Origin of the sequence: Alistipes sp. An66 (genome assembly GCF_002161445.1) — a bacterium.
Lineage (GTDB): Bacteria > Bacteroidota > Bacteroidia > Bacteroidales > Rikenellaceae > Alistipes > Alistipes cottocaccae.
Genome location: NZ_NFHT01000002.1, coordinates 183,609 through 201,143, shown reverse-complemented (window position 1 = coordinate 201,143; position 17,535 = coordinate 183,609). Strand labels below are relative to the sequence as shown.

The window sequence follows — 17,535 nt, the reverse complement described above, 5'->3', positions numbered from 1 at the left end:
AATAACACATTTCATGAAACGTATTGTCGGTTTATTCACGCTTTTTCTGGCCATGACGCTCGTTTGCTGCAAATCCGAAAAACGCACCGCGGAAAATCCCTTCTTCTCCGAGTGGAATACCCCCTACGGCGTTCCGCCCTTCGACCGGATCGCTCCGGAACACTTTCTCCCGGCGCTGGAACGCGGCATGTCGCTCCACGACGCCGAGATCGACGCCATCACGTCGAACAACGACGAGGCCTCGTTCGAGAACGTCATCCTCGCCTATGACAACTCCGGGAAGATGCTCGCGCAGGTCGAACTGATCTTCGGCATGCTCTGTGCCGCGGAGAACACCCCCGAACTGGAAAAAATCCAGGAACAGGCGGCGCCCCTTCTGGCCGCGCATGCCGACCGTATCCTGCTCAACGAAAAACTCTTCGCCCGCGTGAAGGAGGTCTACGACCGCAGGGCCGCGCTCGACCTCGACGCCGAACAGATGCGGTTGCTCGAAAAGACCTACAAGGCGTTCGTGCGTGCCGGAGCGCTGCTCGACGGGGAGCAGAAGGCCCGGTTGAAGGAGATCAACGAGGAGTTGTCGCTCGCCGCCGTGAAGTTCGGCAACAACATCCGTACCGAGACCAACAACTACGTGCTGATGCTCACCAACGAGGAGCTGGACGGACTCCCGGCCGGCGTGCGCGAGCAGGCCCGCGAGAAAGCCGCGCAGCTGGGCAAGAAGGATCGTTATGCCTTCACGCTCCACAAGCCGAGCCTGATTCCCTTCCTGACCTACTCTTCGAAGCGGGAGCTGCGCGAGGAGATCTACAAGGCCTATCTCAACCGCTGCAACAACGGTGACGAGTTCGACAACAAACAGCTCATCAACGACTTCATCCGCCTGCGCACGGAGAAGGCCCACTTGCTCGGCTACCCCTCCTACGCCGCCTATGTCGTCGATGACGAGATGGCCGGCACGACCGAGGCCGTCTACGGACTCCTCGACGAGGTCTGGACTCCGGCGCTCGAACGCGCCAAAGGCGAACTGGCCGAAATGGAGGAGCTCTTCCGCAAGGATGTGCCCGACGGGGAGTTCGCCTCGTGGGACTGGTGGTACTACGCCGAGAAACTCCGCAAGCAGAAGTACGCCCTCGACGAGGAGATGCTGCGCCCCTATTTCTCGCTGGAAAACGTCCAGACCGGTATCTTCTTCCTGGCCAACCGCCTCTACGGCATCACGTTCCGGCCCGTCGTCGTGCCGCTGTACCACCCCGAAGCCCTCGCCTTCGAGGTGCTCGACGCCGACGAGTCGCACCTCGGCATCCTCTATTTCGACTATTTCCCCCGCGACGGGAAGAGTCAGGGCGCCTGGTGCGGAAACTACGTCGAGCAGACCTATGAGGACGGAAAGCGTGTGGCTCCCGTGGTTTCGGTCGTCTGCAACTTCACCCGTCCGACGTCGAACGCCCCGGCGCTGCTCACCCTCGACGAGGCCGAAACGCTCTTCCATGAGTTCGGACACGCCCTGCACTTCCTCTTCCACGACGTCCGGTACCGCGGTCTGACCGAGGTCGAAGGGGATTTCGTCGAACTTCCCTCGCAGCTCATGGAGAACTGGGCCTTCGATCCCGAGATGCTGAAACAGTACGCCGTGAACTACCGCTCGGACGAGGTCATTCCCCAGTATCTGGTCGACAAACTCCGCAAGAGCAAACTCTTCAATCAGGGCTTCATGACCACGGAACTCATCGCCGCATCGCTCTCCGACATGGATATCCACTCCATGACCGAATACGAGCCGTTCGATCCCGAGGCCTTCGAGCGTGAGGCGCTGACCGAAAAGCGCGGCCTCATCCCGCAGATCGAGCCCCGCTATCATTATCCCTATTTCTCGCACATTTTCGACGGCGGCTATTCGGCCGGATACTATTTCTATACGTGGGCCGCGGTGCTGGACAAGGATGTCTTCGAGGCGTTCCGCGAGAGCGGCGACCTGTTCAACAAGCGCATTGCCGACGATTTCCGCCGCAAGGTGCTGGCCCGTGGCGGTTCGGCCGACGGCATGACCCTCTACCGCGACTTCCGCGGCAAGGATCCCGACAAGCGCCCGATGCTCCGTGCCCGCGGGCTCTGGAACGGTCCCGATCCCGTCGATACGTTGGCTGTCATGCCTGCACCCGCCGGAGCGACTCCCGTCGAGAGTGTCCCGGTGAAGTGACGCCTCCGGACGAAAGAAGAAACCGAACCAATTCACAGACCCGTTTATGAAAAAAGCATTTCTGATCATGGCCATTTCCGCTATGGCGGCAGGCTGTGCCGACAACTCGATTCCCACGGCACAGCTGCCCGAACTCGATCTTTCGAACCCGCTGCTGGCCGCGTGGGAGACCCCGCACGCCACGCCTCCCTTCTCGAAAATCGAACTCCGACACTATGAACCGGCTTTCGACGCCGCCATCGCCTGCTCGCGCGCCGAGGTGAAGGCCATCGTCGAGAACCCCAAAAAGCCGACCTTCGGCAATACGGTCGTCGCCCTCGAACGCAGCGGCGCCCTGCTCGCCCGCATCGAGGGGATCTTCTTCAACATGCTCGGCGCCGAGACTTCGGACGAGATGCAGCAGATCGCCCTGCGCGTGCAGCCCAAGCTGACGGAACTCGAAAACGACATCTCGCTCGACACCGTGCTCTACGCGCGCGTGAAGGCCGTCTACGAACACCCCGGGCGCCTCGGACAGGAGGACCGCATGCTCCTCGAAAAGACCTACAAGCGCTTCACACGCAACGGCGCGGCACTCTCCGCGGCCGACAAGGAGCTCTACCGACAGTATACCACCGAACTCTCGGCCCTGACCTTGCAGTTCGGACAGAACTCACTGGCTGCCACCAATGCCTTCACGCTCAACATCACCGACCCGAAGGTCGTGGCCGAACTGCCCGGCTTCGTCAAGGAGGGAATGGCCGCCGAGGCTGCTGCCCGCGGAGAGAAGGGGTGGACCGTGACGCTCCAATACCCGAGCTACCTTCCCTTCATGACCTACTCGACGAACCGTGCCCTGAAAGAGAAACTCTGGCGCGCCAACACTTCGTGCTGCCTGGGCGGGAAGTTCGACAATACGGAGATCATCCGCAAGATCGTCAATACGCGGCTCAAAGTCGCCAACCTGCTGGGTTACAAGTGCTATGCCGATTACGTGCTGGAAGAGCGCATGGCCGGCAGCACGGCAACCGTGACGCAGTTCCTCGACGAGCTCCTCGAACCGACCAAGTCGTGGGCCGATGCCGACTACCGCACGGTGAGCGACTATGCCGCCACGCTCGGATTCCGGGGCGAGCTGATGCCCTGGGACTGGGCCTATTACAGCGAGAAGTACAAAAATGAGAAGTATGCGCTGAACGACGAGCTGGTGAAGCCCTACCTGGAACTCGAAAACGTCAAGAAGGGCGTCTTCCTGCTGGCCAACAGGCTCTACGGGCTGAACTTCACGCCCAACCGGGAGATCGACGTCTACCATCCCGACGTCACGGCCTACGACGTCACGGACCGCGACGGCCGTTTCATGGCGGTGCTCTACCTCGACTTCTTCCCGCGCGCCTCGAAGACCGCCGGTGCGTGGATGACCGAATTCCGCAACACGAAGACCGTCGACGGAGTGGAGACCCGTCCGCTGGTATCGCTGGTGATGAACTTCACGAAACCCACCGCTACGACCCCTTCGCTGTTGACGTTCAGTGAGTTCGAGACCTTCCTCCACGAGTTCGGACACTCGCTGCACGGCATGTTGGGCGAAGGCAGGTACGAGTCGCTGACCGGGACGAACGTCTACCGCGATTTCGTCGAACTTCCCTCGCAGCTCATGGAGAACTGGGCCACCGAGAAGGAGTACCTTGACCTGTGGGCCGTGCATTACCGGACCGGGGAGAAGATCCCGGCGGAGATCGTCGACCGCATCATCGCCGCACAGAACTATCTGGCCGCCTATTCCCACGTGCGCCAGCTCTCGTTCGGGTTCAGCGACATGGCCTGGCATACGCTGACCGAGCCGTTCGAGGGGGATGTCGAGGCGTTCGAGGTCAAGGCGATGGCGCCCACGCAGGTGTTGCCCGTTGTTCCCGGGACGGCCGTGGCTCCCACGTTCGGGCACATCTTTTCCGGAGGCTATGCGGCCGGTTATTACGGCTACAAGTGGGCCGAGGTGCTGGATGCCGATGCCTTCTCGCTCTTCAAGGAGAAGGGTATCTTCAATCAGGAGGTAGCCACGTCGTTCCGTGAGAACGTTCTTTCGAAGGGCGGCACGGAGCATCCGATGACTCTTTACGTCCGTTTCCGCGGCCACAAGCCCGAAACCCGGGCGTTGATCGAACGCATGGGGCTCGGAAAATAAAGCAGGCTTTGGGGTATTGAGATTTTCAAATTGAACGACAATAATGAAAAAAATAATATTAGTCTTTATTGTCTCCCTGTTTTTTGTAGGATGTAATTCTGAACAAAAAGATAGGGAAGAAAGAAATGCAAAGTGTTTGGAAGCTATAAAATTAGCCCAAAATAGTGAAGAGTCGGTTAAAGCTACCTTTTTGGGTTTTGAATTTGGAATGACTGCCAAGCAACTATATGCATATTGTGGGAAATTAGTTAAAGCAGGGAAACTGAAAATAGATCTGTCAGATAATTATTACTATACTTTCAACTCTTCTATTGGAGATAGTAAAGTGTATATTTATCCTGAATACTACAACGATTCACTGTATAGAATTTCTTTCAAATTTGAAGATGCAATACATATATTTAAGGCTCAACAGATGTTTAGTGATAAACATGATGATTATGGATTGCAATTGTTAAAACTTTCAGAAGACTTGCCGATGAAAGTTTATAGAATAAAAGAAAATCAGATTGTTGAATTTGATACAAGTGCAGGCTTGATGATATATGAAAATGCTCCTATTGTCAAAAGAATAAATGCAGAAAAAGAGGCAAAATCAAAAGAAACTATTTCTGATTTCTAATATAGAAGAATTTTAACGTTAAAGCGATTCCTAATCATTAGGAATCGCTTTTTTGATTTTTTGGGACAGGGCGGAGCGCAACAAAAAGCTGCGCTACTGTCAGTTTGATTTCCTCCTTTAGCCCGGTTTCCTCCTCCAAACAAAAGACCGCCCCGGGTTTCGGAGCGGTCTTCGGTGTTGAGCTACCTGGATTCGAACCAAGAATAACAGGACCAGAATCTGTTGTGTTACCATTACACCATAGCTCAATGACGTTTTGGTGATGCAAAAGTAGAACTTTATTTTGCAATTGCAAAGAATTTTCCCAAAAAAAATTCGTACTTTTGTTTTAATCTCCGTGCCGAGATTGTGAATGAAACTTGAAACTTCTATTAAATCAGTTGATTATGGGTGTCAAACTCCGACTCGTCGTCATGAATTTCCTCCAATTCGCCGTTTGGGGATCCTATCTGGTCTGTATCGGCAACTTCCTGGGCCGCGTGGGGCTGGGTGAATACATCTCCTGGTTCTATGTCGCGCAGGGCGTCGTGTCGATCTTCATGCCTGCGATCATCGGAGCCATTGCCGACAAGTTCATCGAGCCGCAGCGTCTGCTCGGCATCTCCCACCTGACCGCCGCCGCGTTCATGCTCGTGGCCGCCTGGTTCGGCTATCAGGCCACGACGCTGACCCTCGCCGGAGAGGCGACCTCCATCGTCCCGATCTTCACGGCCTACTGTTTGAGCGTGGCCTTCTACATGCCGACGATCGCCCTTTCGAACACCGTGGCCTTCTCGATCCTCAAAAACCGGGGATTCGATACCGTCAAGGACTTCCCGCCGATCCGCGTCTTCGGGACCGTCGGCTTCATCGCCGCCATGTGGTTCGTCAACTTCGTCGGATTCGGCGGCGCAGGCGTCCAGACCGAACTCCGCGAGGGAGTCCAGACGCTTGTCCTCGTCCCCATGGCCGCGCAGTTCACCTACATGCAGCTGATCGTCTGCGGCGCCCTCGGCGTGATGCTCGGACTCTATGCGTTCAGCCTCCCGGCCTGCCCCATCGATCGGTCGGCCGCCGCCGGGAATAAGTCGCTCGCACAGCGTCTCGGTCTCGATGCCTTCGTGCTCTTCAAGCAGAAGAAGATGGCGCTGTTCTTCATCTTCTCCATGCTGCTGGGCGTCTCGTTGCAGATCACGAACGGATATGCAACCCCCTATATCAACAGTTTCGCCGCATCGTCCAAGAGTTGGTTCGCCGAGAATCCGACCCTGCTGGTCTCCGTTTCGCAGGTCTCCGAAGCCCTGTGCATCCTGCTGATCCCGTTCTGCCTCAAACGGTTCGGAATCAAGGTCGTCATGTTGATGGCCATGTTCGCCTGGGTGCTGCGTTTCGGATTCTTCGGAGTCGGTTCGACGGAGAGCGTGATGGGCATAACCCTGCTCTTCCTCTCCTGCATCGTCTACGGCGTGGCGTTCGACTTCTTCAATGTCTCCGGCGCCCTCTTCGTCGAGCAGGAGGCCGCGAAACCCATGCAGGCCAGCGCACAGGGGCTGTTCATGCTGATGACCAACGGCATCGGCGCCTCGGTCGGGACCTGGATCGCCGGCAAGGTCGTCTCCCATTACTGCGACTGGGAGGGCGGCTATCTGGTCGCCCGCGAGGGTGTGGCCGGAGGATGGCCCGCCACGTGGCTCGTCTTCGCCGGATATGCCCTTGTGGTGGCCGTGGTCTTCGCCATTGCCTTCCGCTACAAGCATAACCCCGAAGCACTCGGGAAAGTCAGCCATTGATCCGGATGGAGATTCGTGTCCGGGAGTCCTGCATCCGCTGCGGGCGGTGCGCAAGGGTCTGTCCGTCGCAGATCTTCGTGCAGGAGGAGCCCCGCGGGGCGGTGTCGCTCCGCCAACCCGGGAACTGCATCCTTTGCGGGCACTGTGTCGCGGCCTGTCCGACCGGCTCCGTGGCACACGAGGGCTTCCCGCCGGAGCGGGTGCATGCCTTTGACCGCCGCGATCTGCCGACGCCCGAGCGGGTGGAATTGCTGCTGGCCGTGCGTCGCTCGAACCGCGCGCTCTCCGACCGTCCCGTGCCGCCCGAATGGCTCGACCGCATCATCGCGGCCGCCGACCGCGCCCCGACGGCCAGCAATGCCCGTGAGTTGGGCTACACGCTCGTCACCGATCCCGAACGGCTGCGTGAGGTGACCGAATATACGCTGCGGATTTTCCGGAGGTTGGAGCGTCTGCTTGCGAATCCGTTGATCCGGCCCTGGCTGCGGCATCTGATGCCGGGAGCCTACCGTTATCTGCCTGTTTTCCGGCGTCTGCGGCTCGAATATGCCGAAGGCCGTGACCGCATTCTGCGCGGTGCCACGGCCCTGCTTTTCATCCATGCGCCCCGTGCGAGCCGTTTCGGCGTCGAGGATGCGAACCTCGCTTGCCAGAACGCCTCGCTCATGGCCGAAGCGCTGGGCGTGAGTCAGATCTACATGGGCTTCGTGCTGACCGCCGTGCGGCAGGATCGCCGCAAGAGGTTGAACCGGATGCTCGGGTTGCAGGGACGCCGCATCGGTGCGGTTCTGGCTTTCGGAATGCCCGAGTTCCTCTATCCCAACTACATCGACCGCGATCCGGCCCCGAGAAACTGAACCCGAGGTCGTCCGGCGTATGCAAAAAAGGAGCGGTTTTCGACCGCTCCTTTTTATATCTGTATTTTCGCCGTTTTTCCCGGCTCCTCCGGCTCCTCCGGCTCTTGCGGCTCCTCCGGCTCTTGCGGCTCCTCCGGCTCTTGCGGCTCCTCCGGCCCTTCCGGCTCTCTTGCGGCCCCCCCCTCCTTAATACATGTTGTCGTACATCGACTGCGACTTGTCGTATTTCAGGTCCGAGAGCGATGCCGCCTTCACGCCGATGTTGAAACTCCACGACCGGTGGTAGCCGAACGGAATCCACGAAAAGGACATCTGCCAGCAGTGCAGGTCGCGCGTGATCGATACCGATGAGGTGGTCAGTTTCCTCGTCTTGATGTCGTAGCCGCCCTGGAACGTGATGCCCGTTTTCGGCGTGAGGTTCACCGAACCGTTGAATCCCACCGTCTGCGTGATGTTCTTCCGGTAGCCCGTCGTGCCATTGTTGACGTACGAAATCGAATAGTTCACCGCATAGTTGAAGCCGAAGTTCCACGGCAGCGTGAAGTCATAATATGCCTGGGCCATGTACTGTCTTCGCAACACCGGATCCATTTGTCCGTAGGGGTCATAGTAGGGGTTCTGGTATTCCGGAGGGATCGACGTGATGTCGTTCACCGCCGGAGTGCTCTTGTCCTCGCGCGACTTGAACGTGTAGCCGAACGACCAGCCCGTCGAGGTGATACGCCCCGGGAAGAAGAGTTTGTCGTAGCGTACGCCCTGCGGCGTTACGCGGTAGGGGTCGAGCGTCGCCGAGAGGTTGATGCCGAAGTTGTTGAAGAGCGTCGTGCGGAACGACAGCGAGATGGTCGACAGCCGCATCGAGTCGGCCAGGAAGTTGTACGATCCGCTGGCGCGCAGCTCGTCGATGAGCTTGATCTTCTTCACGCCCGAGGTGTCGCGCTTCGAGAGGACCTTCATTTCGAGGTTCTGCGACAGCGAGAAGTTCATCGACATCGAACGCCCCGACGACGGTACGCCGTAGGCGTTCACCGCATAGGGCGAGTAGGTCGTGAAGCGTCCCGTGGAGTCGGTCTGCCGCGTCAGGTAGTAACCGTATTTCGGGTCGCTGAAATCCGGCGCGTAGGAGAAGCCGATCGAGGGGGTCAGCGTGTGGCGGATGGCCTGGATCTTGCGGTCGCGGCGCTTCTTCGTGAAGTCGAACATACCGTAGATCGTCGTCGAGGTCGAGACGCTGAAATTGTAGTTGTACAGGCGGTAGAAGCCGTAGTTCGTCGGCAGCGTGTCGGTCTTGTTCGTCACGGGGTTCCACTCGTACTCCACCTTCTTGAAGTACCACTTCTCCGTGTAGTTGGCCGACGGCGTGACGTTGATGTAGTTGAAGAGGTTGAACGACGCCGAGACCGGGATCGAGTGCTCGATGCCGTTCTTCATGTTTTCGAGCGTCTCCTTCGTGAAGACCTTCGATTCGGTGGTCGTCACCGAGTTGGTCATCTTGCCCGTGTACTGCATCGAGATCTTCTCGTACCAGCGGTCCTTGCCCGTCTTCTCCTTGCGCTTGAACGGGTAGAAGCGCGAAACGTTGAAGACCACCGTCGGCAGCGTCACCGAAATGGACTGGTTCTGGGAGTTCTGCGAGATGGCCATGTTGGCCGACAGCGAGAACGGCGTGCCCGTCCAGCTCTTCGAGTAGGAGATCGAGGAGTTGGTCTGGGTGGCCAGAATGTCGTTGAGGTTCGTGGCCGAATACTTGCTGTAACCGCTCGTCGCGAAGTTCACCGAGGCCGAGAAGGTCGAGCCCGGATTGGCCTTGGCATCCTGCGAGTGGGTCCACTGCACGCGGAAGTTGTTCTGCTTGATGTAGTCGGGTTCGCCCTTTTCGCCGGTCTTCACGCTCGAATACTGCATGTTGAAGCTGCCGCTGTACTTGTAGCGCTTGATGTAGCGCGAGGCGGCCGAGGCCTCCCACGATCCCAGCGTGTAGATGCCGCCCCGGACCGCGAGGTCGGCGTATTCGCCCATCGTGAAGTAGTAGCCCAGGTCGCGCAGGAAGAATCCCTTGGAGTACTCCTCGCCGTAGGTGGGCATCAGAAGTCCCGACTTCGGACCCGAGCTGACCGGGAAGAAGCCCTCGGGAATGCCCAGAAAGTAGATCGGCACATCCTCCATGACCAGGTAGGCCGGTCCCGTGACAACCTTCTTGCCCGGAATGACCTTCGCTTTGGTCATCGCCAGGTAGAAGTGCGGATGGTCGGTCTCGTCGCACGTGGTGTATTTGCCGTGCTGGATGTTGATCGTGTTGTCGGGCATCTTCTTCACGCTGCCGCCCACGAGCCATCCGTCGCCCTGCTGCGTGGCCACGCCCTTGATCTTCGCCTTCTTCGTGTCGAGGTTGTAGGTGATCGTGTCCATCTGGTAGGAGGCCGAGCCGTCGGAGAATTCCGGTTTCGTCACGATCGGCTTGCCTTCCAGCGAATCCGGCTTGCCGTAGGCGTGGACCAGCTTCGAGTTCATGTCGATGCGCATGAAGTCGGCTTTGAGGTTGCTGTTCTGGTAGGTCACGTCGCCCTGGTTGTAGATGTAGACGAGCTTGTTGCGCACGTCGTAGACCAGCGAGTCGGTGTTCTTGCCCGAGATCGGGTCGTCGAGGAACGCTCCCGCCGGACGCGGTTTTTTGACCGAATCCCGGCGCATCGTGTCGGCCGCCAGCGAATCCGCGGCGAGCGAGTCGCGCTGCGGGCGGTCGAGTGAGTCTGCTTTCAGCGAGATGAGCGAGTCGACCTGTGCCGAGAAGAGCGAATCCTTCTCCTCCTGCGACAGCGCGTTGAAGGCAGCGTTGCGGCGCGCCCGTTCGCGGGCGGCGCGGGCTTCGCGGCGCGAGAGCGGATGATCTGCGGATGCGGCGGCATCGGATGTCGAGGGCCCCGTCGGGGCGTCGGGGGTGTCGGGGTCGGAGCCGGTCCGTTCCGGCGGTGCGGCGTGCCGCAGGGTGTCGTCCGGAAGCCGGAACCCGACCGTACGGGGGGTGATGCCGCCCAATACGGCCTGTGCGAACAGCAGTACGACTGCCGCCGATAGGAGATATTTTGCCCTTCTGTTGTCCAAAATTCCGAAAAATTTCCGTACCTTTGCCGACAAGTCGGCAAAAACACCCGTCGGAGGCTCCCGGAACCTCCTCCGGCCGCGTTTGCGGCCCGACAAAGATAGGTAAAAATTTACAGATAGCTTACACTTGGCACCATTAAATATGCGCACGCGCCTTTTGCTGTCACTCGTTTTTGCGATTGCAGCCGTCCTTACAAACGCGGTTGCCGCAAAGAATATTGCACACGGCGTCGGCGTCGTGGTAATCGACGCCGGGCACGGCGGGAAATTTCCCGGAGCCCATTACGGCGGGGTCTATGAGAAGGACATTACGCTGAAAGTGGCCCTGAAACTCGGGAAACTCATCGAGGAGGGAATGCCGGGCGTCAAGGTGGTCTATACGCGCACCACGGACAAGGCCCTCGGCGCGGATCTCGCCACGGACCTTCAGGCCCGGGCCGACATCGCCAACAACGCCGGCGGCGACCTCTTCCTCTCGATCCATGCCAATGCCGCGCCGCGCGCCACGGCCGTCAAGGGCGTCGAGACGCTCATCATGGGCGAAACCCCCAAGGAGCAGCGGTACAACGAGAACGCCCTCTACGAAAGCAACCGCGAGGATCTGATCGACATGTCGGACGAACGGACGGCCGCGATCGTGCGGGCCTACATCCAGAACCTGCAATTCACCTACGGGGAGTACAGCATGGCCATCGCGCGCTGCATCCAGACCAGCTACACCAAGGCCGGGCGCAACTCCCGCGGCGTGAAGCGGCAGCTTCTGCGCGTGCTCTACGCCACGGACATGCCCGGTGCGCTGACCGAGATCGGCTTCATGTCGAATGCGCAGGAGCTGGCCTACATGAAGTCCGACAAGGGGCAGAACGAGATCGCCGCGTCGATCTACCGCGCCGTGAAGGAGTACTCCTCCTATGTGCTGGAAACCCGGCGTGCCGAGGAGGATGCCGCCGCTTCGGAGACGAATCCCGCGACGGGTAAATCCGCGCCTGCGGAGAGCCCCCGGACGGATGCGTCCGGGAAAAACACCGCAAAACCGTCGGAGAAGAAACCCGCGACGGCCGGAAAAGCGGCCGGAGAGACCTCCGCGAAGAGCCCGGCGCCCGCAACCGTTTCGGAAAAGAAAAGGGAGCCCGCTGCCGAACCGCTGCGCTATACGGTGCAGGTGCTGGCTTCGGACAAGCCCGTGTCGGTGAACGCGTCGAACTTCCGCTCCTACCGCGGAAAGGTCCGGCAGTGCACCGGGGAGGGGCGGTTCCCCTACAAATACTGTGTCGGCGAGTACAAGAGCCGCTCCGAAGCGCAGCGGGCCGCCGGCTCCGTGCGCAAAACTTTCCCCGACGCCTTCGTCGTCGCCTGTCGGGGTACGCAAATTGTAACCAAATAGAAAACCATGAAAAGGGAAGTCAAAATCGGTATTTTCGGGGTGGCCATGATCTTCGCCGCCTGGGCCGGAATCCGATTCCTGCAAGGACTCGACATTTTCAGCCGCAATGCCGTCTACTATGCCGCCTATGACCAGATCAACGGCGTGCAGACCGCCTCGCCCATCACCATGAAGGGTGTCAAGATCGGCACCGTCACCGGTATCTCGTTCGACCCCCGGAAAAGCCAGAATGTCGTCCTGCAATTCACCGTCAAACGCCAGTACCGGATCCCGACCGACTCCGAAGCCAAGATTTACAGCGACGGACTCATGGGCGGAAAAGCCATCGAGATCATCTACGGCGCCGCTGACGAGTATCTCCAATCGGGCGACACGCTGCGCTCGGTGCGGGAACGCGATCTGATGGACATGGCCGGCTCCGAACTCGAATTCTTCAAGCAGAAAGTCTCGCAGGTGACCGACAACCTCGCGCGGACGCTCGACAACCTGAACCGGCTGCTCGAAACCAATGCGCAGCACATCAGCGGAACACTCGAAAACCTCGATACGATGACGGGCGATCTGTCCGGTCTGCTCGCCTCCGAACGCCGCAACTTGCAGGCTGCCGTCGAGAACCTCACGGAATTCTCCGTGATGCTGGGTGAGAACGCGCCCCGCGTCGACAGCATGATGGGCAATCTGAACCGTATCACGACGGAACTGGCCGAGGCCGGCTTTGCCCGCGAACTCTCCGAGACGGTCGCCGGGATGAACGCCCTGCTGGAACGCATCGACCGGGGTGAGGGCACCGTGGGCCGGCTGCTGAACGATCCGGCGCTCTACGAGTCGCTCGAAAGGGCCAGCGACAACCTGGCCTCGCTGCTGGCCGATCTGGAACAGTACCCGGGCCGCTATGTCCACTTCTCGCTCTTCGGCCGCAGCCCCGAAAAGATGCAGGCGAAGGCCGAACGCAAGGCCGCGAAGGCTGCCGAACGGGCCGAGCGCGATTCGCTGAAAAAAGTGCGTTGAACATCGGCAGCGGCAAATCTTTCGGCCCCGGAGAGCAAAGGGGCCGAATTTCGTCTGATACGTTTGCATTCATGATCTATCCAGCCTCTTTCGAGCAGAAAATCGGTTTCGACCGTGTGCGTGAACAGATCGCCGCGCTGTGTACGATGCGCGCCGCCCGTGAGCGGATCGCCGCCGAGGGATTCTCGACCTCCCCGCGCGAGATCGAGCACCGTCTGGCGCTGGCCGACGAAATGCGTCTGGTGCTCGACATGGAGCGCGATTTCCCCGGGGGCGAATACCCCGATGTGGACCATATCGTCGCCAAACTCCGCGTCGAAGGGACGTTCCTCGACGTGGAGGAGGTCGTCACGCTCGGCCGGGCCCTCGCCGCCGTCGGCGGCATCGTGGAGTTCCTGCTCAACCGCGCGGAGCGTTATCCGGTGCTGCATGCCCGCACGCGCGGCGTGGAGGCCTTCCCGGAGATCGTGCGGCGCATCGCGACGATCGTCGACCGTTTCGGGAACGTCCGCGACAACGCCTCGCCCGCCTTGCAGGAGATCCGCCGCGCGATCCGCGAACGCGAAGGGCAGGCCGCCAAACGCCTGCAAGCCGTGCTCGCCGCCGCCAAGAGCTCCGGAATCGTCGAAAGCGACGCCCAGATCTCGATCCGCGACGGACGGGCCGTGATCCCCGTCTCGGCCTCGAACAAACGCAAACTCAACGGCTTCATCCACGACGAGTCGGCCACCGGAAAGACCTTCTATGTCGAACCCGTCGAGGTGGTGGAGATCAACAACGAACTGCGCGAACTGGAATATGCCGAGCGGCGCGAGATCGTCCGCATCCTCACGGAGTTCACCGAGACGATCCGTCCCGACGTCGGGCTGATCGCCGCATCGGGCGACTATCTGGCCGAGATGGACATGCTGCGCGCCAAGGGGCGCTGGGCCTCGGAGAACGGATGCGTGAAGCCCATCCTCTCGACCGACGACCGCCTCGTGCTCAAAAACGCCCGCCACCCGCTCTTGCAGCAGACCCTGCGGGCCGCCGGGCGCGAGATCGTGCCCCTCGACCTGCAACTCGACCGGCGGAAGCACATCCTCGTCATCTCGGGCCCGAATGCCGGCGGGAAGTCCGTCTGTCTGAAAACCACCGGCATCGTGCAGTACATGTTCCAGTGCGGATTCCCGGTCCCGGCGTCGGAGATCTCCGAGCTGCCGGTCTTCGGGAGCCTCTGCATCGACATCGGCGACGAGCAGTCGATCGACAACGACCTGTCGACCTATTCGTCCCACCTGCTCAACATGAAGCACATGCTGGCCGGGGCGTCGGACCGCACGCTGGTGCTCATCGACGAGTTCGGGTCGGGAACCGAGCCGATCATCGGCGGGGCGATCGCCGAAGCGATTCTCGAACGCCTGCTGGAAAAGGGGTGTTACGGCGTCATCACGACCCACTATGCCAACATCAAGTACTATGCGTCGAATACAGAGGGCATCGCCAACGGAGCGATGATGTTCGATGTGCAGAATATCCGCCCGCTCTTCAAGTTGGAGATGGGCAAGCCGGGCAGTTCGTTCGCCGTGGAGATCGCCCGCAAGATCGGGCTCCCGGAGGAGATCATCCGCCGGGCCAGCGAGAAGGCCGGGTCGGACCATATCAATATCGAGAAGCAGCTGCGCGAGATCGCCCGCGACAAGCACTACTGGGAGCAGAAGCGCGACCGCATCCGGCTCACGGACCGCAAGGTCGAGGAGTTGGAGCAGACCTACGCGGAGCAGCTCACGAAGATCCGCGCGGAGCGGCAGGAGATCCTCAAACGCGCCAAGGAGGAGGCACAGCAGCTGATCGCCGACGCCAACCGTCAGATCGAGAATACGATCCGGACGATCCGCGAGGCGCAGGCCGAGAAGGAGCTGACGCGCCTGGCCCGTCGGGAGCTGGACGACTTCCGGGATACGGTCGAGAAGGAGGATGCGGCCGGGCGGGATGCTTCGGTGGCGCGCGAAATCGAGCGGATCGAGCGGCGGCGCCAGCGGCGTGCCGAACGCCGCGCGCAGCAGGGGGAGAAGGGGCCGGAGAAGCCGGCCGCGGAGCCCGAAAAGCCGCGTGAGGTGGAGGTCGGCTCGAAGGTCCGCATGGCGGGGCAGGCGATGGTCGGTGTGGTGCAGTCGGTGAAGGGCAAGCGGGCGCAGGTGGCCTTCGGACAGATCCTCACGACGGTCGACAAGTCCTCGCTGACGGTCGTCTCGAACAACGAGTACCGCGAGGCGACGCGCCCGACGACGGCCCGCACGGTGGTGTCGGTCGATATCTCGTCGCGCAAACTCAATTTCAAGGATCACATCGACGTGCGGGGCATGCGCGCCGCGGAGGCTCTGGAAGCGGTGCAGGATCTGGTGGACGACGCGCTGATGGTGGGTGTGGGGTCGGTGACGATCCTCCACGGAAAGGGTACCGGGGCCTTGAAGGAGGAGATCCGCCGCTATCTGCGGACGGTGCCCGAGGTGGTCTCGGCCGTCGACGAGCATGCCGACCGCGGCGGCGCCGGCATCACCATCGTGACCTTCGATTTGTCATAGGAATTTCACCTGCGGCATTTTCGTTTTTTGCGAAAAATTGTGTAATTTGGTTCCCGTTTTTACGGGGCCAACCCCGATTCATACTTCACCGGAATGGACAGGCAGGCGGATGAACGGATCCTGCAAGGTCTCTTGCAGAACGATTGCAGGGCTTTTGACGAACTCTACATGCGTTACGCTCCGCATGTGGAGGCCTTTGCCTGCTGTCTGCTGAAAAACCGCTCCGAAGCCGAAGACCTCGCCCACGACATCTTTCTCAAAATCTGGGAAAACCGACAGTCGATCGGTCACGTCCGTTCGTTCCGGAGCTATCTTTTCCGAATGACCCGGAATGCCGTGTTCGACCTCTTCGAGCACAAGAACGTCCGCGTCCGCTATGAGCGTCAATATCGCCGGATCGGGGACTTCGTGTCGGAGGATGTCGCCGCCAAAGTCGCCTCCGATGACCTGATGATGATCATCGAAATGGCCGTGGAGCAGATGCCCGAACAGCGGCGGAAGATCTTCCGCATGAGCCGCTGCGAAGACCGCTCCTACCAGGAGATCGCTTCCGAACTGGGTATCTCGACCAAAACCGTCGAGTACCACATCCGGACGGCGCTCGCCGAACTCCGGAAAATCATCGGTATCATCGCCTTCTTCTTCTGATCCCGCTCCGGAACCGTCCGGGCATTACAACTTTGTGAAAGATCCCGGACCGCCGCCGCGCGTCCGGAAAAAGCCCTTTCTTTTGCCCCGATCCGGATATCGGGGCTTTTTTCTGCCCGACAAAAAATTTTGCAAAAAAAATGATTTCCCGACTGGGGGAGGAGCCTCTCTTCCCGTCCTATTCATGTAAACACCGCGGAAAATGAATCTTGTAAGAAAAATCATCCACACGTTCCTGAACAACCCGATGCCCGAACGGGTGCAGCGGCAGTTCCGTTCCTGGCTGCTGGACCGGGAGCAGGCCGCAGCGAAGAACGATGCCCTCTGGCAGGAGTGGCAGCAGCTCGATCCCGCCTCCGTCTTCCCGGTCGACGAGAAGGAGTATCGCCGGAAACTCGACCTCCTGCACCGAGAGATGCGTGTGGCGCCCAAGGGGCGTCTGTTGACCCTGTCCCGGAAGGCCGCTGCCGTGGCCGCCGCCGTGATCCTCCTCGCCATGACGGTCGAGTATTTCGTCGTGAAGCACCTCGCGGCCGACACGACGACCTGGCTCGTGACGGCCGAGAACAGCAAGGGGCGCTTCTCGCTGCCCGACGGTTCGGTCGTGTGGCTCAATGCCGACTCCCGGCTGGGCTATTCCGGCTCGTTGGCCGACGGCCGTGTCCGCCACGTCCGGCTCGAAGGCGAAGCCTTCTTCGACGTGAAGCGCGACACGCTGGCCCCCTTCGAGGTGGAGATGGGGGATCTCCGCGTCCGGGTCCTCGGAACCCGCTTCAACGCCAGTCATATCGCTAAATTCGGAGTCGAGGAGGTGACCCTCCAATCGGGGTCCGTCGAGGTCGAACACGCCCGCCTGGAAAAAAGCGTGCGCCTCCGCCCCGATCAGAACTGCTCGTTCGATGCCGCAACCGGGCGCATGACCGTCCGCAACGTCGCCGCCGGCAACTATTGCAGCTGGACCGGCGATTCGATCGTCTTCGAAAACCGGACCCTCGAAGAGATCGCCGTCAATCTGGAACACTGGTACAACATCCGGATCCAGATCGCCCCCGAGGTCGACGCTTCGGTGCGGATCTCCTTCACCCTGCGCCCCGAAACCCTCGACGAGACCCTCCGCATCATCGAAAACCTCACCCGCTACCATTGCCGGCAGATCGACCGACATCACATAATTATCCACAAATAAATTTGATCCGACCTATGAAAACATCCGCCTGATC

The 17,535-nt window shown here is 60.1% G+C and carries 11 protein-coding genes and 1 tRNA gene; 10 read left to right on the top strand and 2 right to left on the bottom strand.

Annotation, left to right across the window (positions count from 1 at the left end):
* Positions 1 to 13: 13 nt before the first annotated feature.
* The 3 genes from B5G16_RS02620 (at position 14) to B5G16_RS02610 (ending at position 4,983) form a co-directional block, all read left to right on the top strand.
* Positions 14 to 2,197, top strand: coding sequence for a M3 family metallopeptidase (locus B5G16_RS02620; RefSeq protein WP_087260793.1), 2,184 nt, complete (start codon positions 14 to 16; stop codon positions 2,195 to 2,197).
* Between the two features lie 82 nt (positions 2,198 to 2,279).
* On the top strand, positions 2,280 to 4,361 hold the full coding sequence (locus B5G16_RS02615) for a M3 family metallopeptidase (protein WP_087260790.1): 2,082 nt from the start codon (positions 2,280 to 2,282) through the stop codon (positions 4,359 to 4,361).
* Positions 4,362 to 4,404: 43 nt separating this feature from the next.
* Complete coding sequence (locus B5G16_RS02610) at positions 4,405 to 4,983, top strand: hypothetical protein (RefSeq protein ID WP_143260808.1); 579 nt, start codon at positions 4,405 to 4,407, stop codon at positions 4,981 to 4,983.
* A gap of 177 nt (positions 4,984 to 5,160) precedes the next feature.
* Here the strand turns inward: B5G16_RS02610 and B5G16_RS02605 are convergent.
* Positions 5,161 to 5,231 (bottom strand) — tRNA-Gln (locus B5G16_RS02605).
* A gap of 138 nt (positions 5,232 to 5,369) precedes the next feature.
* Between B5G16_RS02605 and B5G16_RS02600 the strand changes: the two genes are divergently transcribed.
* Positions 5,370 to 6,752, top strand: coding sequence for an MFS transporter (locus B5G16_RS02600; RefSeq protein WP_087260786.1), 1,383 nt, complete (start codon positions 5,370 to 5,372; stop codon positions 6,750 to 6,752).
* Positions 6,753 to 6,757: 5 nt separating this feature from the next.
* Complete coding sequence (locus B5G16_RS02595; RefSeq protein ID WP_087260951.1) at positions 6,758 to 7,609, top strand: nitroreductase family protein; 852 nt, start codon at positions 6,758 to 6,760, stop codon at positions 7,607 to 7,609.
* Between the two features lie 186 nt (positions 7,610 to 7,795).
* Here the strand turns inward: B5G16_RS02595 and B5G16_RS02585 are convergent, their stop codons facing one another.
* Positions 7,796 to 10,711: a putative LPS assembly protein LptD gene (locus B5G16_RS02585; RefSeq protein WP_087260784.1), complete on the bottom strand. Its 2,916-nt coding sequence runs from the start codon at positions 10,709 to 10,711 to the stop codon at positions 7,796 to 7,798.
* A gap of 142 nt (positions 10,712 to 10,853) precedes the next feature.
* Between B5G16_RS02585 and B5G16_RS02580 the strand changes: the two genes are divergently transcribed.
* From B5G16_RS02580 to B5G16_RS02560, 5 genes are all read left to right on the top strand, one after another.
* Positions 10,854 to 12,095, top strand: a complete 1,242-nt coding sequence (locus B5G16_RS02580) for an N-acetylmuramoyl-L-alanine amidase (protein ID WP_087260782.1) — start codon at positions 10,854 to 10,856, stop codon at positions 12,093 to 12,095.
* Between the two features lie 6 nt (positions 12,096 to 12,101).
* Positions 12,102 to 13,103, top strand: coding sequence for an MlaD family protein (locus tag B5G16_RS02575; protein ID WP_087260780.1), 1,002 nt, complete (start codon positions 12,102 to 12,104; stop codon positions 13,101 to 13,103).
* Positions 13,104 to 13,174: 71 nt separating this feature from the next.
* Positions 13,175 to 15,667 (top strand): endonuclease MutS2, encoded by a 2,493-nt coding sequence (locus B5G16_RS02570; RefSeq protein ID WP_087260949.1) that lies wholly within the window; start codon positions 13,175 to 13,177, stop codon positions 15,665 to 15,667.
* Positions 15,668 to 15,760: 93 nt separating this feature from the next.
* Complete coding sequence (locus tag B5G16_RS02565; RefSeq protein ID WP_087260778.1) at positions 15,761 to 16,315, top strand: RNA polymerase sigma-70 factor; 555 nt, start codon at positions 15,761 to 15,763, stop codon at positions 16,313 to 16,315.
* A 202-nt stretch (positions 16,316 to 16,517) separates the two neighbouring features.
* On the top strand, positions 16,518 to 17,501 hold the full coding sequence (locus B5G16_RS02560) for a FecR family protein (RefSeq protein ID WP_087260776.1): 984 nt from the start codon (positions 16,518 to 16,520) through the stop codon (positions 17,499 to 17,501).
* Positions 17,502 to 17,535: the final 34 nt, after the last annotated feature.

Excerpts from the sequence above, each read along its gene's own strand:
- B5G16_RS02575 (WP_087260780.1), top strand. The coding sequence starts at position 12,102 with ATGAAAAGGGAAGTCAAAATCGGTATTTTCGGGGTGGCCATGATCTTC.
- B5G16_RS02600 (WP_087260786.1), top strand. The coding sequence starts at position 5,370 with ATGGGTGTCAAACTCCGACTCGTCGTCATGAATTTCCTCCAATTCGCC.
- B5G16_RS02570 (WP_087260949.1), top strand. The coding sequence starts at position 13,175 with ATGATCTATCCAGCCTCTTTCGAGCAGAAAATCGGTTTCGACCGTGTG.
- B5G16_RS02595 (WP_087260951.1), top strand. The coding sequence starts at position 6,758 with ATGGAGATTCGTGTCCGGGAGTCCTGCATCCGCTGCGGGCGGTGCGCA.
- B5G16_RS02580 (WP_087260782.1), top strand. The coding sequence starts at position 10,854 with ATGCGCACGCGCCTTTTGCTGTCACTCGTTTTTGCGATTGCAGCCGTC.
- B5G16_RS02615 (WP_087260790.1), top strand. The coding sequence starts at position 2,280 with ATGGCGGCAGGCTGTGCCGACAACTCGATTCCCACGGCACAGCTGCCC.
- B5G16_RS02610 (WP_143260808.1), top strand. The coding sequence starts at position 4,405 with ATGAAAAAAATAATATTAGTCTTTATTGTCTCCCTGTTTTTTGTAGGA.
- B5G16_RS02620 (WP_087260793.1), top strand. The coding sequence starts at position 14 with ATGAAACGTATTGTCGGTTTATTCACGCTTTTTCTGGCCATGACGCTC.
- B5G16_RS02560 (WP_087260776.1), top strand. The coding sequence starts at position 16,518 with ATGAATCTTGTAAGAAAAATCATCCACACGTTCCTGAACAACCCGATG.
- B5G16_RS02565 (WP_087260778.1), top strand. The coding sequence starts at position 15,761 with ATGGACAGGCAGGCGGATGAACGGATCCTGCAAGGTCTCTTGCAGAAC.